This window comes from Arthrobacter sp. SW1 (genome assembly GCF_001766675.1).
Lineage (GTDB): Bacteria > Actinomycetota > Actinomycetes > Actinomycetales > Micrococcaceae > Arthrobacter.
In genome coordinates this window covers 373,593-391,285 of the sequence record NZ_MJLT01000012.1, presented here as the reverse complement: position 1 = coordinate 391,285, position 17,693 = coordinate 373,593, and the positions used below count along the sequence as shown (strand labels likewise).

At 65.5% G+C, this 17,693-nt stretch carries 10 protein-coding genes and 1 rRNA gene; 2 read left to right on the top strand and 9 right to left on the bottom strand.

The annotated features are described in order from the left end of the window. The 4 genes from BIU82_RS09195 to BIU82_RS09180 form a co-directional block, all read right to left on the bottom strand. Positions 1 to 226 (bottom strand): 16S ribosomal RNA (locus BIU82_RS09195); the annotation flags it as partial. Positions 227 to 661: 435 nt separating this feature from the next. Beyond that, complete coding sequence (gene glgB / locus BIU82_RS09190) at positions 662 to 4,342, bottom strand: 1,4-alpha-glucan branching protein GlgB (RefSeq protein WP_253182726.1); 3,681 nt, start codon at positions 4,340 to 4,342, stop codon at positions 662 to 664. 13 nt (positions 4,343 to 4,355) lie between these two features. Beyond that, positions 4,356 to 6,152, bottom strand: coding sequence for a maltose alpha-D-glucosyltransferase (gene treS / locus BIU82_RS09185; RefSeq protein ID WP_070349142.1), 1,797 nt, complete (start codon positions 6,150 to 6,152; stop codon positions 4,356 to 4,358). Positions 6,153 to 6,155: 3 nt separating this feature from the next. After that, positions 6,156 to 8,174, bottom strand: a complete 2,019-nt coding sequence (locus BIU82_RS09180; RefSeq protein WP_253182731.1) for an alpha-1,4-glucan--maltose-1-phosphate maltosyltransferase — start codon at positions 8,172 to 8,174, stop codon at positions 6,156 to 6,158. Between the two features lie 203 nt (positions 8,175 to 8,377). Between BIU82_RS09180 and glgP the strand changes: the two genes are divergently transcribed. Then, positions 8,378 to 10,996 carry an alpha-glucan family phosphorylase gene (glgP, locus tag BIU82_RS09175; protein ID WP_216099007.1) on the top strand — a complete coding sequence of 873 codons (2,619 nt, stop codon included), beginning with the start codon at positions 8,378 to 8,380 and terminating at the stop codon, positions 10,994 to 10,996. Positions 10,997 to 11,071: 75 nt separating this feature from the next. Here glgP and BIU82_RS09170 read toward each other — a convergent pair whose 3' ends face one another. The 3 genes from BIU82_RS09170 to glgX are packed head-to-tail and all read right to left on the bottom strand — an operon-like array spanning position 11,072 to position 14,036. Next, positions 11,072 to 11,431 (bottom strand): barstar family protein, encoded by a 360-nt coding sequence (locus tag BIU82_RS09170; RefSeq protein ID WP_070349139.1) that lies wholly within the window; start codon positions 11,429 to 11,431, stop codon positions 11,072 to 11,074. A gap of 6 nt (positions 11,432 to 11,437) precedes the next feature. Continuing rightward, positions 11,438 to 11,899 (bottom strand): ribonuclease domain-containing protein, encoded by a 462-nt coding sequence (locus BIU82_RS09165; RefSeq protein WP_139146559.1) that lies wholly within the window; start codon positions 11,897 to 11,899, stop codon positions 11,438 to 11,440. 31 nt (positions 11,900 to 11,930) lie between these two features. Beyond that, on the bottom strand, positions 11,931 to 14,036 hold the full coding sequence (glgX, locus tag BIU82_RS09160) for a glycogen debranching protein GlgX (protein WP_070349137.1): 2,106 nt from the start codon (positions 14,034 to 14,036) through the stop codon (positions 11,931 to 11,933). Between the two features lie 117 nt (positions 14,037 to 14,153). Here glgX and BIU82_RS09155 point away from each other — a divergent pair, with 117 nt between their 5' ends. Beyond that, positions 14,154 to 14,966 (top strand): carbon-nitrogen hydrolase family protein, encoded by an 813-nt coding sequence (locus tag BIU82_RS09155; RefSeq protein WP_070349136.1) that lies wholly within the window; start codon positions 14,154 to 14,156, stop codon positions 14,964 to 14,966. 170 nt (positions 14,967 to 15,136) lie between these two features. On the opposite strand, the gene rlmB is transcribed toward BIU82_RS09155, so the two are convergent. After that, positions 15,137 to 16,123 (bottom strand): 23S rRNA (guanosine(2251)-2'-O)-methyltransferase RlmB, encoded by a 987-nt coding sequence (gene rlmB, locus BIU82_RS09150; protein WP_070349135.1) that lies wholly within the window; start codon positions 16,121 to 16,123, stop codon positions 15,137 to 15,139. Positions 16,124 to 16,227: 104 nt separating this feature from the next. Further along, positions 16,228 to 17,685 (bottom strand): cysteine--tRNA ligase, encoded by a 1,458-nt coding sequence (cysS, locus tag BIU82_RS09145; protein ID WP_070349134.1) that lies wholly within the window; start codon positions 17,683 to 17,685, stop codon positions 16,228 to 16,230. Between the last annotated feature and the right edge of the window lie 8 nt (positions 17,686 to 17,693).

Below are 17,693 nucleotides of genomic sequence, written 5' to 3'. Positions count from 1 at the left end.
CATCCAAAACCACAAAAGCTTTCCACCCTCCACCATGCGGTAAAAGGTCATATCCGGTATTAGACCCAGTTTCCCAGGCTTATCCCAGAGTCAAGGGCAGGTTACTCACGTGTTACTCACCCGTTCGCCACTAATCCACACCGCAAGCGGTGCTTCATCGTTCGACTTGCATGTGTTAAGCACGCCGCCAGCGTTCATCCTGAGCCAGGATCAAACTCTCCGTCAAAAAAACAGACACAACCACAACGGTGGAAATAACACCAACCATGGCTGCACAAAATCTGAAACCAGCTAAAAACACCAAACCATCCACGGGGGTGGACAACCTGGCGCCTAACCAATTCAATAAAAAATCGGTATCAACAAACTTGGCACACTATTGAGTTCTCAAACAACAGGTCACTATTCCAAAGCAGTACCACCCAAACCAACCGGTCCAGGATCGCTCCGGAGCAACTTTTCAAACTTACCCGCTGACTCTCTAGCAGTCAAATCGGCGTTCCAGACTCAAGGTTTCCGAAGGAAATCAAGTCAATCCCGCTGATCGCTCCTGTGGAGCAGCGCGGGTACTAACTCTAGCACCACTTCCCGGAAGGCGCAAAAGGAGGGTCCGGAGACCCTCCTTTGCAAGCGACACGCCGCGGCAAGCCGCGAAAATCCGCTACTTCACGGGCGTAAACCACGAGGCGCCGAGGGGCGGCAAGGTCACGGTCAGCGCTGCCGGCTGCCCTTCTGCTCCCGGAACGGAGGCGGTGAGCTCGCCGTCGTTCGTCACGCCCGATCCGCCGTACTCCTCGGAGTCGGTGTTGAGGACTTCTTTCCAGGCGCCTTCAAGCGGGACTCCGAGAACGTAGCCGTGGTGCGGACCGCCGGAGAAGTTCACGGCGCAAACCAAAGGGTTGCCGTCATGGTCCCAGCGGATGAAAGTCAGGACGTTGCGGTCCGCGTCTCCACCGTTGATCCACTGGAAACCGCCACCTTCGTTGTCGCGCACGTGGAGTGCCGGCGTCGAGCTGTACAGTGCGTTCAGTTCCTTCGTGAGCAACTGCAGACCGCGGTGCGCAGGAATGTCTGCGAGGAACCAGTCGAGTCCGTGCTGTTCGGACCATTCGGCTTCCTGCCCGAATTCGGTGCCCATGAAGATGAGCTGCTTGCCGGGGTGCGCCCATTGGTACGCCAGGAAGGCACGCAGATTGGCAAGTTGCTGCCAGCGGTCGCCCGGCATTTTGCGCAGCATCGAGCCCTTGCCGTGGACAACCTCGTCGTGGCTGATCGGAAGCAGGAAGTTTTCCGTGAAGGCGTACACCAGCGAGAAGGTGACGGTGCCATGGTGCCAGCGGCGGTTTACGGGATCTTCGGACATGTACTTGAGGGAGTCGTGCATCCAGCCCATGTTCCACTTGAGGCCGAAGCCCAGTCCGCCGGAGCTCGTGGGCGCGGTGACGCCGGGGAACGCCGTGGATTCCTCGGCGATGGTCACCGCGCCGGGGTGGGTCTTGTACACGGTTGCGTTGACTTCCTGGAGGAAGGAGATGGCTTCGAGGTTCTCGCGGCCGCCATGGACGTTGGGGAACCACTGCCCTTCCTCGCGGGAATAGTCGCGGTAGAGCATCGAGGCCACAGCGTCCACGCGGAGGCCGTCGATATGGAATTCCTCAAGCCAGTACAGGGCGTTGGCCACAAGGAAGTTCCGGACTTCGCGGCGGCCGAAGTCGAAAATCAGGGTGCCCCAGTCCGGGTGTTCACCCAGCCGGGGATCAGCGTGCTCGTAGAGGGCTTCACCGTCGAAGCGGGCCAGTGCCCATTCGTCCTTCGGGAAGTGCGCCGGGACCCAGTCGAGGATGACGCCGATGCCGGCCTGGTGCAGGGAATCGACCAGGTGGCGGAATTCATCCGGGTGGCCGAAGCGGGACGTGGGTGCGTAGTAGGACGTGACCTGGTAGCCCCAGGATCCGCCGAAGGGGTGCTCCGCCACGGGCATGAATTCCACGTGGGTGAAGCCCAGCCACTTCACGTACTCCACCAGTTCCTTGGCGAGTTCCTTGTATCCCAGGCCCAGGCGCCAGGAGCCGAGGTGGACCTCGTACACACTCATGGGCGAGTTGTGCGGGTCCTTGTTGGCCCGCTCCGCCATCCAGGCATCGTCCTTGAAGCTGTAATGGGACTCCACCACGCGGGAAGCGGTGAGCGGCGGGACCTCCGTGCCGAAGGCAAGGGGGTCGGCCTTTTCCACCCAGTGGCCGGCCTTGGTGAGGATCTCGAATTTGTAGCACGCCCCTGCTACAACACCCGGAATGAAGACTTCCCAGACGCCCGTGGAACCGAGCGATCGCAACGCATGTTCGCGGCCGTCCCAGGAATTGAAGTCACCCTTGACCCGGACCGCCTGGGCGTTCGGCGCCCACACGGCAAAGGCAACGCCGTCGACATCGCCCAGTGCGGAGCGGTAGTGCTGGACGTGGGCACCCAAGGCGTCCCATAGCCGCTCGTGACGGCCCTCCCCGATCAGGTGGAGATCCACCTCGCCGACGGTCGGAAGGTAATGGTAGGGGTCGTCGATCGTGACGGGGGCGCCGCCGTCGTACACGACCTCAAGGCGGTAATCCGGCACATGGCCGTGCTGCACGGGCTCCAGGACTGCAACCCAGACGCCGTGCGCCTCATGGCGCATTTCCGTGGTCCCGGCCTCGGTGACGACGGCGACGGACTGGGCCAGGTGCTTCACCGTGCGGACGGTGACATGGCCGTGGTCATCCAGGTGTGCGCCCAGAACGGAGTGGGGCGCATGGTGGGCCCCGGCGGCCACCCGGGCCAAGGTGTCGCCGTCCACGGGAAGCGGAATCCGTGGCCGTTCAGTGCGTGCAGAGCCTGTCATTTCTTCACCTTCCGATGTCGCCGCGGCTACTGTGCCGGGGCTGGTCTTGCCAAGAATGTGCCGCGAAGCGTTGACCGGGATGGACAACCAATCGGGCCTGTTGCGCAACTCGTAGACCACCTCATACAAGGCTTTGTCCAGCCACAATGCCACAAACAGGGCCGAACCGCGGTCAATGGTTCCGGGCGTGACGTCGCTGTATCCGGCGAGGAAGGCATCGGCGCAATCACTGACCCAGGACGCAGGCACGGTTGTGCCGGGATTCTCGCGTTCCGCGGCACCGGCGGCATAGTCGAAGGATCGCAGCATGCCCACGACATCACGCATCGGGACATCCGGCAGGTTCCGCTCCTCAATGGGGCGCAGGGGCTCGCCCTCGAAGTCGAGGATCACCCAGCGGGCGGGCCCGCCGGCGGGCTGCGGTGCCAGCAGGATCTGGCCCAGGTGCAGGTCACCGTGGATCCGCTGCAGCGTCCCTGCCTCATGCCCGGCAAGGCGGGACAGCAGGGCTTCCAGTTGTTCCTCATAGGGCCCGACGGCGGCACCGGCTTCCGCCCAGGAGTGCCGAATGCGGCTGGCGACAGCAGGCGCGACGACGTAGCCGGGGTCCGCCTCCGGGCCGTTGCCGAATGCTTCCGCGAGCCGGCAGTGGACGGCCGCCGTCGCCCGTCCGAGCTGCCGGGCCTGTTCGGTGAAATCCCGCGCGGCAGCGGCGGCACCGACTGCAAGGCGCCAGGCGTCCTGGCTGTCCTTCACGAATTCATGGGCGACGGCGAGCTCCGCCGACACCGGCGCCGCATCCTCACCGCTCCCCTGCTGCCAGGTTCCCGTGATCCAGCCGAGCGTGGCAGGAACCTCGCTGCTGCCGGCTTTGGTCAAGGCGGCGCCGACCTCGATTTCGGGATTCGTGCCGGTGGACACTACCCGGTAGATCTTCACGATGGCGGCCGAACTGCCGTCGTCCACGATGACCGAGGTGTTCGACTGTTCGCCGCCGAGGACACGCGAACGGGCCGGGAAAGAAGGCAGGGCGCCGGGGCCCTGCAGGGAACGACCAAATGCCGCGGCGCCGGCGCGGTCCGGGCTGCCGGCTCCCGCGCCGCCGTGGGTGCCGCCCTCACGGATGAGGGCCAGCCAGGGCTCGACAAAGCCCGGATCAAAGGGGGCGTCGTACACCCAGCAGCGGCCGCCGTCGTCGTCGGAAAGGATCCCCAGCAGGGCAGGCTCCAGTTCCGGTACCGCCTCCGGACGGAAACTCAGCGGCACCTGAATGACGTCGCTCTGCCGGGCTCCGCCCGCGCCGGTATACGCAACCGACAGGAGAAAGACTTCGAAGGCGGCATCGACCCCGCCGCGCAGGGGGATCGACGCCGTCTCGTCCATCGCGAAGCCGCCGCTCTTCACGGGGAACCAACGCTGCCGGGGCAGCCACTCGCGGAACAAGCCGTCAAGGGGCTGTTTCGGCACGGAGAAAAACATGTCAGCCTTCGATCGAGAGCACGGGGATGGCCTGGGTGTACGGGGAGGGCCCCGTGGAACCCGGCGAGCGGACACGCAGCCAGAAGAAGTCGTGGCTGCCCAGGGTCAGGGTGAAGGTGCCGTCGCTGCCGATCGCCGGGAAAGGCTGACCGCCGAACACGTCCCGCAGCCCGCGGCCGGCGTACTCCGGAATGTCCAGGGTGGCGGCGACCGGGTGCTGGGACAGGTTGAACACGCACAGGATGGTCTCGGCGTCCTCACCTTCCGGGTTGCCTTCCGGGAGCTCCCGCAGATAGGCCAGTACCACCTCATGGTCAGCCGGAACATGGCGGAAAGCACCCAGGCCGAAGGCCGGATGGTTCTTCCGGACGCTGAGGATCTGCCGGGTCCAGCGCAGCAACGAGCCGGAGTGGGCGGCCTCGGCTTCCACGTTCGCCATCGAGTAGTTGTAGACGAGGGACTGGATGACCGGAAGGTACAGCTTGCCGGGGTCGGCGTTGGAGAAACCGGCGTTCCGGTCGGGGTTCCACTGCATCGGGGTGCGGACGGCGTCGCGGTCATCGAGCCAGATGTTGTCGCCCATGCCGATCTCATCCCCGTAGTACAGGAACGGGCTGCCGGGCAGGGACAGCAACAAGGCATTGATCAGTTCGATCTCGGCGCGGGAATTGTCCAGTAGCGACGCAAGCCGGCGCCGGATGCCGATGTTCGCCCGCATGCGCGGGTCCGGGGCGTACCAGCCATACATTGCGGCGCGTTCGTCGGCGGTGACCATTTCCAGGGTCAGTTCGTCATGGTTGCGCAGGAAGGTGCCCCATTGCGCCCCGGCCGGAATTTCCGGCGTATCGCGCAGGGTTTCAATGATCGGAGCGGCTTTTTGGTCCCGGAGGGCGTAGTACAGTCGCGGCATGATCGGGAAATGGAAGGCCATATGGCATTCCGGCTCTTCTTCCGTCCCGAAATAATCCACGACGTCGTTGGGCAGCTGGTTGGCCTCGGCGATGATGACGCGGCCGGGATAGTTTTCGTCCACCATCTTCCGCAAGTCGCGCAGGAAAGCGTGCGTGGCCGGCAGGTTTTCGCAGTTGGTTCCTTCCTCTTCGAAAAGATAAGGAACAGCGTCCGCGCGGAAGCCGTCAATTCCCTGGTCCAGCCAGAAACGGACCACGTCATAAAGCGCCTCGACCACCTTTGGATTTTCGAAATTCAAATCCGGTTGGTGGGAAAAGAAACGATGCCAGAAAAACTGGCGCCGGATGGGATCAAAGGTCCAATTGGACTCTTCAGTATCGACGAAAATAATGCGCGCATCCTGGTATTTTTCGTCGGTGTCGCTCCAGACATAGAAATCGCCATACGGCCCGTCCGGGTCCTTCCGCGATTCCTGGAACCACGGATGCTGGTCGGAGGTGTGGTTCAAGGGAAGGTCGATGATCACCCGGACACCCCGGGCATGCGCCTCGGCCACCAGCCGCTTGAAATCGCTGATGGTGCCGAACTCGTCCAGGACCGAGTTGTAATCGGAGATGTCGTAGCCGCCGTCGCGCAGCGGTGAGTGGAAGAACGGGGGAAGCCACAGGCAGTCGACACCCAACCATTGGAGGTAATCGAGTTTGTCGATCAGCCCATGGAAATCCCCCGAGCCATCCCCGTTGGCATCCGCGAAGGCCCTGACCAGCACCTCATAGAAGACTGCCTTGCGATACCAGTGCGGGTCGTGTTGCAGGCCCGGAGCACTGAGCTCGAAAGTGTTCTTCGGTGTGAAATACGGGTTGTTGCCTTGCGGAGCAAAACTCACTGGCTACCTCCGGATGCTCAGGACGTGTGCCGGTTCCACATGTGCGTCGAGCCGGACGTAGTTGTACTCGCCCCACTCCCAGCTTTCGCCGCTGATCAGGTCATCCACCCGGAAGCGGCCGTTGGCGGTGAAATTCTCCGGGTCGAGCTCCAGCGCCGCCAGGTCCAGGGTCACGGTGCTTTCCCGGGCGCTGTGCGGATCCACGTTGACCACGATGATCAAGGTGTCCTTCCGCCCGTCCGGGAGGGTCTTGTGCTTGGAGAACACCACGGTGGCGTCATCCGTGCTGCGGTGCAGGGTGAGGTTCTGCAGGTCCCCGAGCGCGGGATGTGCCTTGCGGATTTCGTTGAGCCGGGTGATGTACGGCGCCAGGGTGTGGCCGGAGGCGGCTGCGGCGCCCCAGTCCCGGTTCTTGAACTCGTACTTTTCGTTGTCGATGTATTCCTCGGCGCCGGGCCGTGCCACATGTTCGTACAGTTCGAAGCCCGCGTAGACGCCCCACAGCGGGCTTGCCGTCGCGGCCAGCACTGCGCGGATCCGGAAAGCTGCCGGCCCGCCGTACTGCAGGTACTCGGTGAGGATGTCCGGGGTGTTCACGAAGAAGTTCGGCCGGAAATAGGCCGGCGAGACGTGGCTGACCTCGTGGAAGTACTCTTCCAGTTCGGGCTTGGTGTTCCGCCACGTGAAGTAGGTATAGGACTGCTGGAAGCCGGCACGGCCCAGTGCGTGCATCATCGCGGGCCTGGTGAAGGCCTCGGCCAGGAACACGACCTCGGGGTGCTTCTTGTTGACCTTGGCAATCAGCCATTCCCAGAACCACACCGGCTTGGTGTGCGGGTTGTCCACGCGGAAGATCTTCACCCCGTGGCTGACCCAGAGCAGGACGATCCGCAGGATTTCCTTCGACAGGCCCTCGGGATCGTTGTCGAAGTTCAGCGGGTAGATGTCCTGGTACTTCTTGGGCGGGTTCTCCGCATAAGCGATGCTGCCGTCCACGCGGGTGGTGAACCATTCGGGGTGCTTTTCCACCCAGGGGTGGTCCGGTGCGGCCTGCAGTGCAAGGTCCAGGGCCACCTCGAGGCCGAGCTCGTTGGCCCGGGCGACGAAGGCGTCAAAGTCCTCGAAGGTGCCCAGCTCGGGATGGATGGCGTCGTGCCCGCCCGCGGGAGAACCAATGGCCCACGGCGAGCCGGGATCCTGCGGACCCGGGGTGAGGGTGTTGTTCCGGCCCTTGCGGTGCTGGAAGCCGATGGGGTGGATGGGCGGCATGTACAGCACGTCAAAGCCCATGGCGGCCACGGCATCCAGCCGCTTCGCCGCGGTCCGGAAATTCCCGGACGTCCAGGTGCCGCTCACGGGGTCGTACACCGCGCCTTCGGAGCGCGGGAAGAATTCATACCAGGCGCCGCGGCCGGCAAGGTCGCGTTCCACCAGGAGGGGGTACTTTGCGGATTCGGTGACCAGTTCGCGGATCGGGAGGCGTTCGACGACGGCGGCGACCTCCTCGCTGAAACCGGCGCCGAGGCGTTCCTCGACGGAGAGCCCCGTGTCAGCGAGCGTTGCAGCAGCCGAGCGCAAGGTGCGCTTGTCCGCGGCGCTCCGCCCGGCGTCGTCGGCTGCCTGGGACAGGAGGGCGGCACCTTCGGCGAGCATGAGCTCGACGTCCACGCCCGCTGCGATCTTCACTTCCGCGTTGTGGTGCCAGGTGCCGTACCGGTCATGCCAGGCCTCGATCAGGAAGCTCCAATTGCCCGGGGCGCCCGGAGTGATCCGGCCTTCCCAGCGGTCGGTGCCCTGGCCGCGTTCACCGGCCGGCGGGGCGAGGCGGACACGCTGGCGTTCCTTGCCCCTGGGGTCCAGCAGCACGGCCGTGACGCCGAGCTGGTCGTGGCCTTCGCGGAACACCGTGGCACCGACCACGATGTCCTCCCCCGGCAGCGCCTTCGCCGGGAACCTGCCTTCTTCGATCACCGGCTGAACCGCTGTGATCGGGAACCGTCCGAAGCGGAGTCCGGCGGTGATATCTGCCTTCGCTTTCGCCTTGGCAGGGGCTTTGCTGGCTGCGCGGGATCGCGGTGTTGCGGTAGTAGTCACAGGCTCGACGTTAGCGACAAAAATCACGTTTCGCTAAGGTCCGGTACATATTCATTGATGTCGGGTGTCATTTACCTAAAAGAAACCTAAAGCTGTTCCTGAGGCCGATTCGGTCGGTTAGTGTGACGCTCGTGAAGGCAATTCGAAGGTTTACCGTCCGCACCGTACTTCCCGAGCCGATCAAGCCGTTGGCACGCTTGGCGAACAATCTCCGCTGGTCCTGGCACCGCCCCACACGCGAGCTTTTTGCCAGCCTGGACCCGGAGCTATGGGAAGCGAGCAGGCATGATCCCGTCAGCCTGCTTGGATCGATCAGCCGCGAACAGCTCGACCGCCTGGCCTCGGACGCCGGCGTCGTGGAGCGCGTCAACCAGGCGGCGGCGGACCTTGATTGCTACCTCAGCGAACCCCGCTGGTACCAGGGCCTGGGCGAGGACGCGCCGGCGTGCATCGCCTACTTCTCCCCCGAATTCGGCATCACCGAGGTACTGCCGCAGTACTCGGGCGGCCTCGGCATCCTGGCCGGCGACCACCTCAAGGCGGCCTCGGACCTCGGCGTGCCGCTGATCGGCGTCGGACTGCTGTACCAGGCCGGTTACTTCAAGCAGTCGTTGTCGAAGGATGCCTGGCAGCAGGAAACCTACCCGGTCCTGGACCCGGACGGCCTCCCCCTGACCCTGCTGCGCGAACCGTCAACGGACGGCAGCGGCAAGCCGGTGATCATCACTCTGCCGCTGCCCAACGGCCGCAAGCTCAACGCACAGGTGTGGCGGGCCGACGTCGGGCGTGTTCCGTTGCTGCTGCTCGACTCGAACGTCTCCGGTAACGACGACGCCGCGCGCGGCATCACCGACCGCCTCTACGGCGGTGGCGGGGACCACCGCCTGCAGCAGGAACTGCTCCTCGGCATGGGCGGGGTGAAGGCCCTGCGCGCCTACCAGCGCCTCACCGGAACTCCCGCACCCGAGGTCTTCCACACCAACGAAGGCCACGCCGGCTTCCTCGGAATCGAACGCATCCAGGAACTCATGTCCGCCGAGAACCCACTCAACTGGGACGAGGCACTTGCCGCCGGACGCGCGTCCACCGTGTTCACTACCCACACCCCGGTGCCGGCGGGCATCGACCGTTTCGAGGCCGTGCAGATCCGGCACTTCTTCGACGCCGGCCTGGCGCCTGCCGTGCCGGTGGACAAGGTGCTGGAACTGGGCCGCGAAAACTACGACGGCGGCAACCCGGCCGTGTTCAACATGGCGGTCATGGGCCTGCGCATGGCCCAGCGCGCCAACGGTGTGGCCAAGCTGCACGGCGTGGTGTCCCGGGAAATGTTCTCCGGGCTGTGGCCGGGATTCGACCACTCGGAGGTTCCCATCACTTCGGTGACCAACGGCGTACATGTGCCGTCCTGGGTGGATCCGCGGATTTCCGAGCTCGCAGGAACCCAGTTCGGTGCCGAGGCGGGGGAACCTGGACGCTGGGACCTCGCCTACAACGTCAGCGACGAGGACATCTGGGCCCTGCGCCGCAAGCTGCGCGTTTCCCTCGTGGAGGATGTGCGGCGCCGGCTGCGTGCCTCCTGGAAGAAGCGCGGTGCCGCCGACGCCGAACTCGGCTGGACGGACACGGTGCTGGATCCCGATGTGCTTACCATCGGCTTTGCCCGCCGTGTGCCCACTTACAAGCGCCTGACGCTCATGCTGCGCGACCCCGATCGCCTGAAGGCGCTGCTGCTGGATGAGAAGCACCCCATCCAGCTGGTCATTGCCGGCAAGTCGCACCCTGCGGACGACGCCGGCAAGAAAATGATCCAGGACCTGGTCCGTTTCACCGACGACCCCGAGGTCCGGCACCGGATCGTCTTCCTGCCCAACTACGACATCGCCATGGCCCGCACGCTGTTCCCGGGCTGCGATGTGTGGCTGAACAACCCCTTGCGCCCGCTGGAGGCGTGCGGCACCTCGGGCATGAAGGCTGCCATCAACGGATCCCTCAACCTGTCCGTGCTGGACGGCTGGTGGGACGAGATGTACGACGGCGAAAACGGCTGGGCGATTCCCACGGCCAACAACGGGGCCTCGGCCGAGGAACGTGACGACATCGAAGCGGCGGCCCTGTATGAGCTGCTGGAAACCCAGGTGGCACCGCGTTTCTACGGCTCGGTGGTGTCCCAGGGTGCCGGTGCGGCCGGGCCCTCGGAGTCCGCTCCTCAGGCCGTGCCGACCGCTTGGATTTCCATGATCAAGCACACCCTGGCCAAGCTGGGCCCTGCCGTCTCCGCGGAACGCATGCTGCAGGACTACGTCAACCAGCTGTACCGCCCCGCTGCCACCTCCGGCCGCCGTGCCGCAGCTGGTGAATTCAAGGAGGCCAAGGACCTGGCAGCCTGGATCACCCGGGTGCGCGGGGCCTGGCCGCAGCTGGTGGTGGAGCATGTGGACTCCGTGGGCGTTTCCGAAGAACCGCGGATCGGCGACTCCCTGCAGGTCAACGCGTACATCGCGCTCCGCTCGCTCACGCCGGACGACGTCAGTGTGGAGATCGCCTACGGCCGCGCAGAGGACAGCGACGAGCTGGAAGACGTGACCGTTGCCGAGCTGGAAGCCTTCGAGGAACTCGGCAACGGCCGCTACCTCTTCACCGGTTCGGTGCTGATCAACCGTTCGGGATCATTCGGCTACACCGTGCGGGTCCTGCCGAAGAACCCGGCTTTGGGGTCCAAGGCCGAACTCGGACTCATCGCCAACGCCTGAGGCTGATACGGAAACGGGCGCCGGAGCATTCCGCTCCGGCGCCCGTTCCGTTTAACGCGCTACTGCTGGAAAACGCTATTGCTGGAAAACCGCGATGATGGCCAGGTCCCGGCCGGAATATGCCTCGGCGTCCTGCAGGATTTCGCAGACGACGCCGAAGGAGCGGTCCGTGCGGTACGCGGCGGGAACCTGCCACACGAGGGTGACCGGGGCTTCGCCGTCCTCGGACAGGCCGTCCGCGAAATCGTGGAGGGAGTCGTTAAGGGCGTCCAGGTTCACCCCGTAGTACTCGGGAAAGTCCAGGACCTGCCCGAAGACTTCAAGGACAGCCTGCTTGGTGGATGCGGGCGGCACCAGCACGGTGCGGCGTCCGGCGTCGGCGATCTGTCCCTGGAGTTCCTCCAGGGTCCACGTATCCGCTGAGTAGATCTTCATGGCGCCCTATTTCCCTTCGATGATGAAGCTGAACGATGCGTAATGGTCTGGCGTATAGAACTTGCCGCCGTCCTTGCCAGCGATGATGCGCCGCGCGCCCCGGTCGGATTCGCCCGGCGTGCGCACCGTGTACTCCTTGTAGAAACCGGACGGCTTCCGCGGCAGGAGCCGTTCCCGGTTCCCGAAGGTCACGCCGTCCCGGGAATACGGATATGGACCGCCCTTGGCGATCAGGGCCAGGGTCTGCCGGGCTTCCGCCGGCAGTTGCGAGGCGTTGATCTCCGGCAGGCAGGAGGGGTTCGACGCCGGCGCTTGTCGGGGTGCCGTGGCTTGCGTGTTGCCCTGGCTTTGGGTCGGGGCCGGTTCCTTGACGGCGTTTCCGCCACCTCCGGGATTCAGCCCCGTCAGCAGGAGAACGACGACGGCGACCGCCAGGCCGGCGATGGCCAGGAAGCCCTTCAGGCGCATTCCGCCCATGGATTCCTTCCTTCCGGGCGGCTCAGGCGCGGTAGATGTTGATGGTGTTGCCCTGGATGATGTCTTTTTCGCCTGCGGCGACGAGTGCTCCGCGCCGGCGGTCGTTCAGTTCGGACGTGGTCAGGCGCAGTTCAAAGCGCGGCGTGCCGCCACCGGCCGCCGGGCCGAGCTTGGGCAGCACGATCTTGACGTCGTCTTTGTAGCCGTTCAGGACGATCAGGCCGCTGAAGCCGCCGCCTTCCGAGCCCATGAGCAGCTGGACCAGGCGCAAGGAAGGGTCACTCCAACGGGCGTCGGTCATCCGCTCGCCCTTTTCGTCAAACCATTCGATGCCCGCGATCTCCTCGGGGAAGGTCTGCGGCTGGGCGGCCAGGAACTCCTTGCGGATACGGATGACGCGCTTGGTGCTGCGGAGCATCTCGTGGGATTCCGGGGTCTGGGTCCAGTCGATCCAGGTCAGGGGGTTGTCCTGGCAGTAGGCGTTGTTGTTGCCGTGCTGGGTACGGCCGAGCTCATCGCCTGCGGTGACCATGGGGACGCCCAGGGATACCAGTAGGGTGGTCATCAGGTTCCGGCGCGAACGGGCACGCTCGGCAACGATGGCCTCGTTCTCGGTGCGGCCCTCGAATCCATGGTTGTAGCTGCGGTTGTCGCTGTGGCCGTCGCGGTTCTGCTCGCCGTTGGCCTCGTTGTGTTTACGGTCGTAGGACACCAGGTCGGCCAGGGTGAAGCCGTCGTGGGCGGTGATGAAATTGACGGAGGCCAGGCGCGAACGGCCGGAACGGGCAAAGAGGCCGGCCGAACCGCTCAGGGCATCGGCCACCGCCCCGATATTGCCCGTGGGATGTCCGGCTTCGGCGGCGGCACGGTCCGAAAGCCAGAATCGCCGGACCTCGTCCCGGAAATGGTCGTTCCAGTCCGCCCAGCCTTTCGGGAAGCCGCCGGTCTGCCAGCCGCCCCAACCGACATCCCAGGGCTCGGAGATCAGCTTGACCGTGGACAGCACGGGATCGGCCTCGATGCGCTTGAGGAAGGGGTGCTCGGGGTCGAATTCGTTGCGGGCGTTGCGGCACAGTGTGACGGCAAGGTCGAAGCGGAAGCCGTCGATATGGAATTCCTCCACCCAGTACCGCAGCGAGTCGAGGGCAAGGTCCACCACGCGGGATTGGCTGAAGTCCAGCGTGTTGCCGCAGCCGGTGGTGTCCAGGTAGCGGCCGTGTGCGTCGTGGCGGTAGTACTGCTCTTCGCCCAGGCCGCGGAAGCTGATGACGTCGCCGTCCGGGCCGGCTTCGGCGGTGTGGTTGTAGACGACGTCGAGGATCACCTCGAGCCCCGCGGCGTGCAGGAGCTTGACCATGCCCTTGAACTCGTCCTGGACCGCGTGCGGGCCGGCCTCCTGGGCGGCCTTGGTGGCGTAGTCCGGGTGCGGGGCGAAGAACGCCGCCGTGTTGTAGCCCCAGTAGTTGGTCAGGCCAAGGTTCTGCAGGTGCTGTTCGTCCATGTGGAAATGCACGGGCAGCAGCTGGATGGCGGTGACGCCCAGGGACAGGAAGTGCTCGATCATGGCGGGATGGGCCATGCCGGCGTACGTTCCGCGAAGGTGCTCCGGGATATCCGGGTGCAGCATGCTCTGCCCTCGGACGTGCGCTTCGTAGACGATGGTGTCGCGCCACGGGGTGCGCACCGGACGGTCCTCTCCCCAGTCGAATCCGGAGTCCATGTGGACGCTGCTGAGGATCTCGCCGTGCTGGTGGACCGCGCGGCCGTAGGGATCGAGCAGCAGGTGCGGGGCGCCGTCGTCGTCGAAATCCGCGGAGGGAAGCGACACGGGAAGGGCTTCTTCGCCCTCCCGGGAGGCACGGAAGCCGTAGCGCGTGCCGGGGGGCATGCCCTCGACGATGCCGAAATGCACGCCGTCTTCCTTGTTCGGAAGGGTGCGGACGCGCCAGGTGCCGCCAGGTGCCTTGAAAGCGACATCGACATGTTCGAGTCCAGGGGCCCAGACCGCCACGTTGACGCGGTCCGGCGCATCCGAAGCAGTGTTTCCGGGCCGTGCGGCACTCACGCCGAGGGGCGACGGACACGCTGCGTCAACGGCGGATGCGGTTTCAAAAATCGGCATAACCATCGCCTCAAAGCTTAGCCCCCGCCCGTAAAAGCCGTATGAATCCGCCGTTCTGTTGCGGATTCCGTCCGTTCCCCGCAGCCCGGCATACTGGACATGTCCCGCTCACTGGAGGTGCCCATGCGCATTGCGCTCGCTCAGATCATCACCGGCCGCGACCTCGCGGCCAACCTGGAACAGCTCGAAGACCATGCCCGGCAAGCCAAGGACGGCGGGGCGGCACTGGTGGTGTTCCCGGAAGCGACCATGCGGGCCTTCGGGAACTCGCTCACCGACATCGCGGAGGATGTTGACGGCCCCTGGGCGGCCGCGGTGCGCCGGATCGCCGCGGAGCTGGGGATCGTCATTGTGGCGGGCATGTTCACACCCGGCCGCGCCGCGGACGGCAGCAGCAACGGCAAGGTCCGCAACACCCTCCTGGCCACCGGACCGGGCGTCGAGGCGAGCTACGACAAGATCCACCTGTTCGACGCGTTTGGTTTTGCGGAGTCGGACACCGTGGATCCCGGCACCGGCCCGGTGACGTTCGACGCCGGCGGCCTCACCTTCGGCCTGGCCACCTGCTACGACATCCGTTTCCCGGCCTTGTTCACAGCCAACGCCGCGCGCGGGGCCGTGGCCAACATTGTCTGTGCGTCGTGGGGCGCCGGGCCCGGCAAAGTGTCCCAGTGGGAGCTCCTGGCCCGTGCCCGGGCGGTGGACACCACCACCTTTGTGCTGGCCTGCGGGCAGGGCGACCCGGCCACGCAGGGCGTCGAGCCGAAAGGGGCGGCGCCGACCGGCGTCGGGCATTCCATGGTGGTCTCGCCGTTCGGCGAGGTCCTCGAATCCCTCGACGGCGCCCCGGGCCTCCTCTTCGCCGACCTCGACCCCGCAACAGTGGAAGAAGCCAGAACCAAACTCCCGGTCCTGGCCAACCGCCGCGCCCTTTAACAACAAAAACAGCAATGCTCCCTGCACGAAGAGTGAAGGGAGCGTTGCTGCTAGTACGAAAAGGTGTGCTGGATGCAGTGCGGCCGGCATCCGGAAGCGTGCGTCAAAGCGACGAAGGAGCCACGCGGAGGATGGCGGTTGCGCCGCCACCAACCCAGCCGGGAGGAGGCTTACTGAGCCGCCCGCTGCCGCGAGACTTCGTACAGGGAGATGCCCACCGCCATGGAGGCATTCAGCGATTCCATGGCCGAGTCGATCGGGATGGAGACGATCTGGTCGCAGTTTTCGCGGACGAGGCGGCTGAGGCCCTTGCCTTCGGAACCGACCACGATGCAGACGGGTTCCGTTGCCAGGGTGAGGTCCGGCAGGGAGACGTCGCCGCCGCCGTCGAGCCCCAGCACGTAGATGCCCATCTCCTTGTACTGCTTGAGCGTGTTGTTGAGGTTCGACGCGCGGGCGACGGGCACGCGGACTGCGGCACCGGCGCTGGTCTTCCAGGCGGAGGCGGTGACGCCGACGGAGCGGCGTTCGGGGACGATCACGCCGTGGCCGCTGAAGGCGGAAACGGAGCGAATGATCGCACCGAGGTTGCGGGGATCGGTGATGCCGTCCAGCGCAACGAAGAGCGGGGCGTTGCCGATGTGCCCCTTCTTCCACTTGGTGATGGTTTCCTCGGCGAGGTCGTAGGCGTCCTCGTATTCGTACGGCGGGATCTGCAGCACGAGGCCCTGGTGGACGGCGTCGTCGGTCATCCGGTCGAGTTCGGGCTTGCCGGTTTCCATCAGCGGGATGCCGCGTTCGGCGGCGAGCTTGAGGGATTCACGGACGCGTTCGTCCATGTCAATGCGGATGGCTACGTGCAGTGCCTTGGCGGGGATGCCGGCGCGCAGTGCCTCGACCACGGAGTTGCGGCCGGTGACGACCTCTTCGGTGGCGCGGCCCTTGGGGCCGGAGCGGGCACCCTGGCCCGGGCGTGCGGTGGCACGCTTGGCAGCGGAGCGCTCGGCAAGCTGCTTGTTCTTGTACGCCTTGTGGTAAACGCGGTCCTCGGCCTTGGGCGTGGGGCCCTTGCCTTCCAGCGCCTTCCGACCGTGGCCGCCGGTTCCGACGGAGGGGCCTTTCTTCTTCTTGACCGCCCGGCGACCGTTGTTGGCCATGGTTGTTTCCACCCTTGTTTGAATTGATGAGTCTGCAGACAAGTCTAGTGGACCCCTGCAATTCGGCTGCAGGGGCCCGGTGGCGCGGGGCCGCCAGCCGCGGATCAGTCGCGCTTGAGGCTCCAGCTGGCGCCCTCGGCACCGTCCTCGACGACGATTCCCGCCGCTGCGAGGGTGTCCCGGATGGCGTCGGATGCGGCCCAGTCCTTGCTGGCACGCGCTTTGGCCCGCGCTTCCAGCTGCGACTCGACCAGGACGGCGAGGGCGTCGTTGGCGTGGTCGTCGCGGGCCGGGGCCGCGGCGTCGCTGATGCCGAGGACCCGGAGCATGTCCGTCACGGAAACCAGGGCCTGGCGGGCGGCGTCGAGGTCCCCGGAGCTCAGGGCCGCGTTGCCCGCACGGACAGTGTCGTGCAGCACGGCGAGGGCCTGGGGCACGTTAAGGTCATCGTCCATCGCGGCTTCGAAGGCTTCCGGCACGGTGCCGTGGCTAGCGGTGTGGAGCGTTCCGTTCACGGAGGACAGCGCTCGGACGGCGCGGCCGATGAAGCCGTCAATGCGTTCGACGGCGGCGGCCGCCTCCTGCAGGGACGTCGGCCGGTAGTCGAGGACCGAGCGGTAATGCGCCTGGCCGAGGTAGTAGCGGACGACGCGCGGCGAGGCGATCTCCAGCATCTCGGCGGGGCTGATGGTGTTGCCAATGGACTTCGACATCTTTTCACCCTCATAGGTGACCATGCCGTTGTGCATCCAGAAATTCGCGAAGCCGTCCCCTGCCGCCTGGGACTGGGCCATTTCGTTTTCGTGGTGCGGGAAGCGCAGGTCCAGGCCGCCGCCGTGGATGTCGAAGCGGGCGCCAAGGTATTTGGTGACCATTGCGGAGCATTCAAGGTGCCAGCCGGGGCGGCCCGCACCCCACGGCGAAGCCCAGCTGGCGGTTTCCGGGTCCCCTGCCTTGTGTCCCTTCCACAGCGCAAAGTCCCGAGGGTCCTTCTTGCCGCGCGGGTCGGCGTCGGGGGCCGCCTGCATGTCGTCGATCTTTTGGCGGGTCAGGGAGCCGTACTTGTCCCAGGACCGGACGTCGAAGTACACGTCGCCGGAATCGTCCAAGGCCGGATAGGCGTGGCCGCGGTCGATGAGCCGCTGGATGAGCGCATGCATTTCCGGGATGTGGCCCGTGGCGCGGGGTTCGTAGGTGGGCCGCTGCACGCCGAGCGTTTCGTAGGCCTTCTCGAATTCCTGCTCGTAGCGGTAGGCCAAGGCCCACCACTCCTCTTCGCGGACCGTATCCGGGCCGTATTCGAAGTCCGGGCCGAAGGAGTCGGCGGACTTGGCAAGGATCTTGTCGTCGATGTCCGTGACGTTGCGGACCACGGTGACGCGCAGACCCCGGTATTCGAGCCAGCGGGTCAGCTGGTCGAAGGCGATGGCCGAGCGGACATGGCCCACGTGCGGCATGCCCTGCACCGTGGCACCGCAGTAGTAGACGCTGGCCTTTCCGGCTTCGAGGGGAACGAAGTCGCGGACTTCGGCGGAGGCGGTGTCGTAAAAGCGCAGGGTCACCGCTCCAG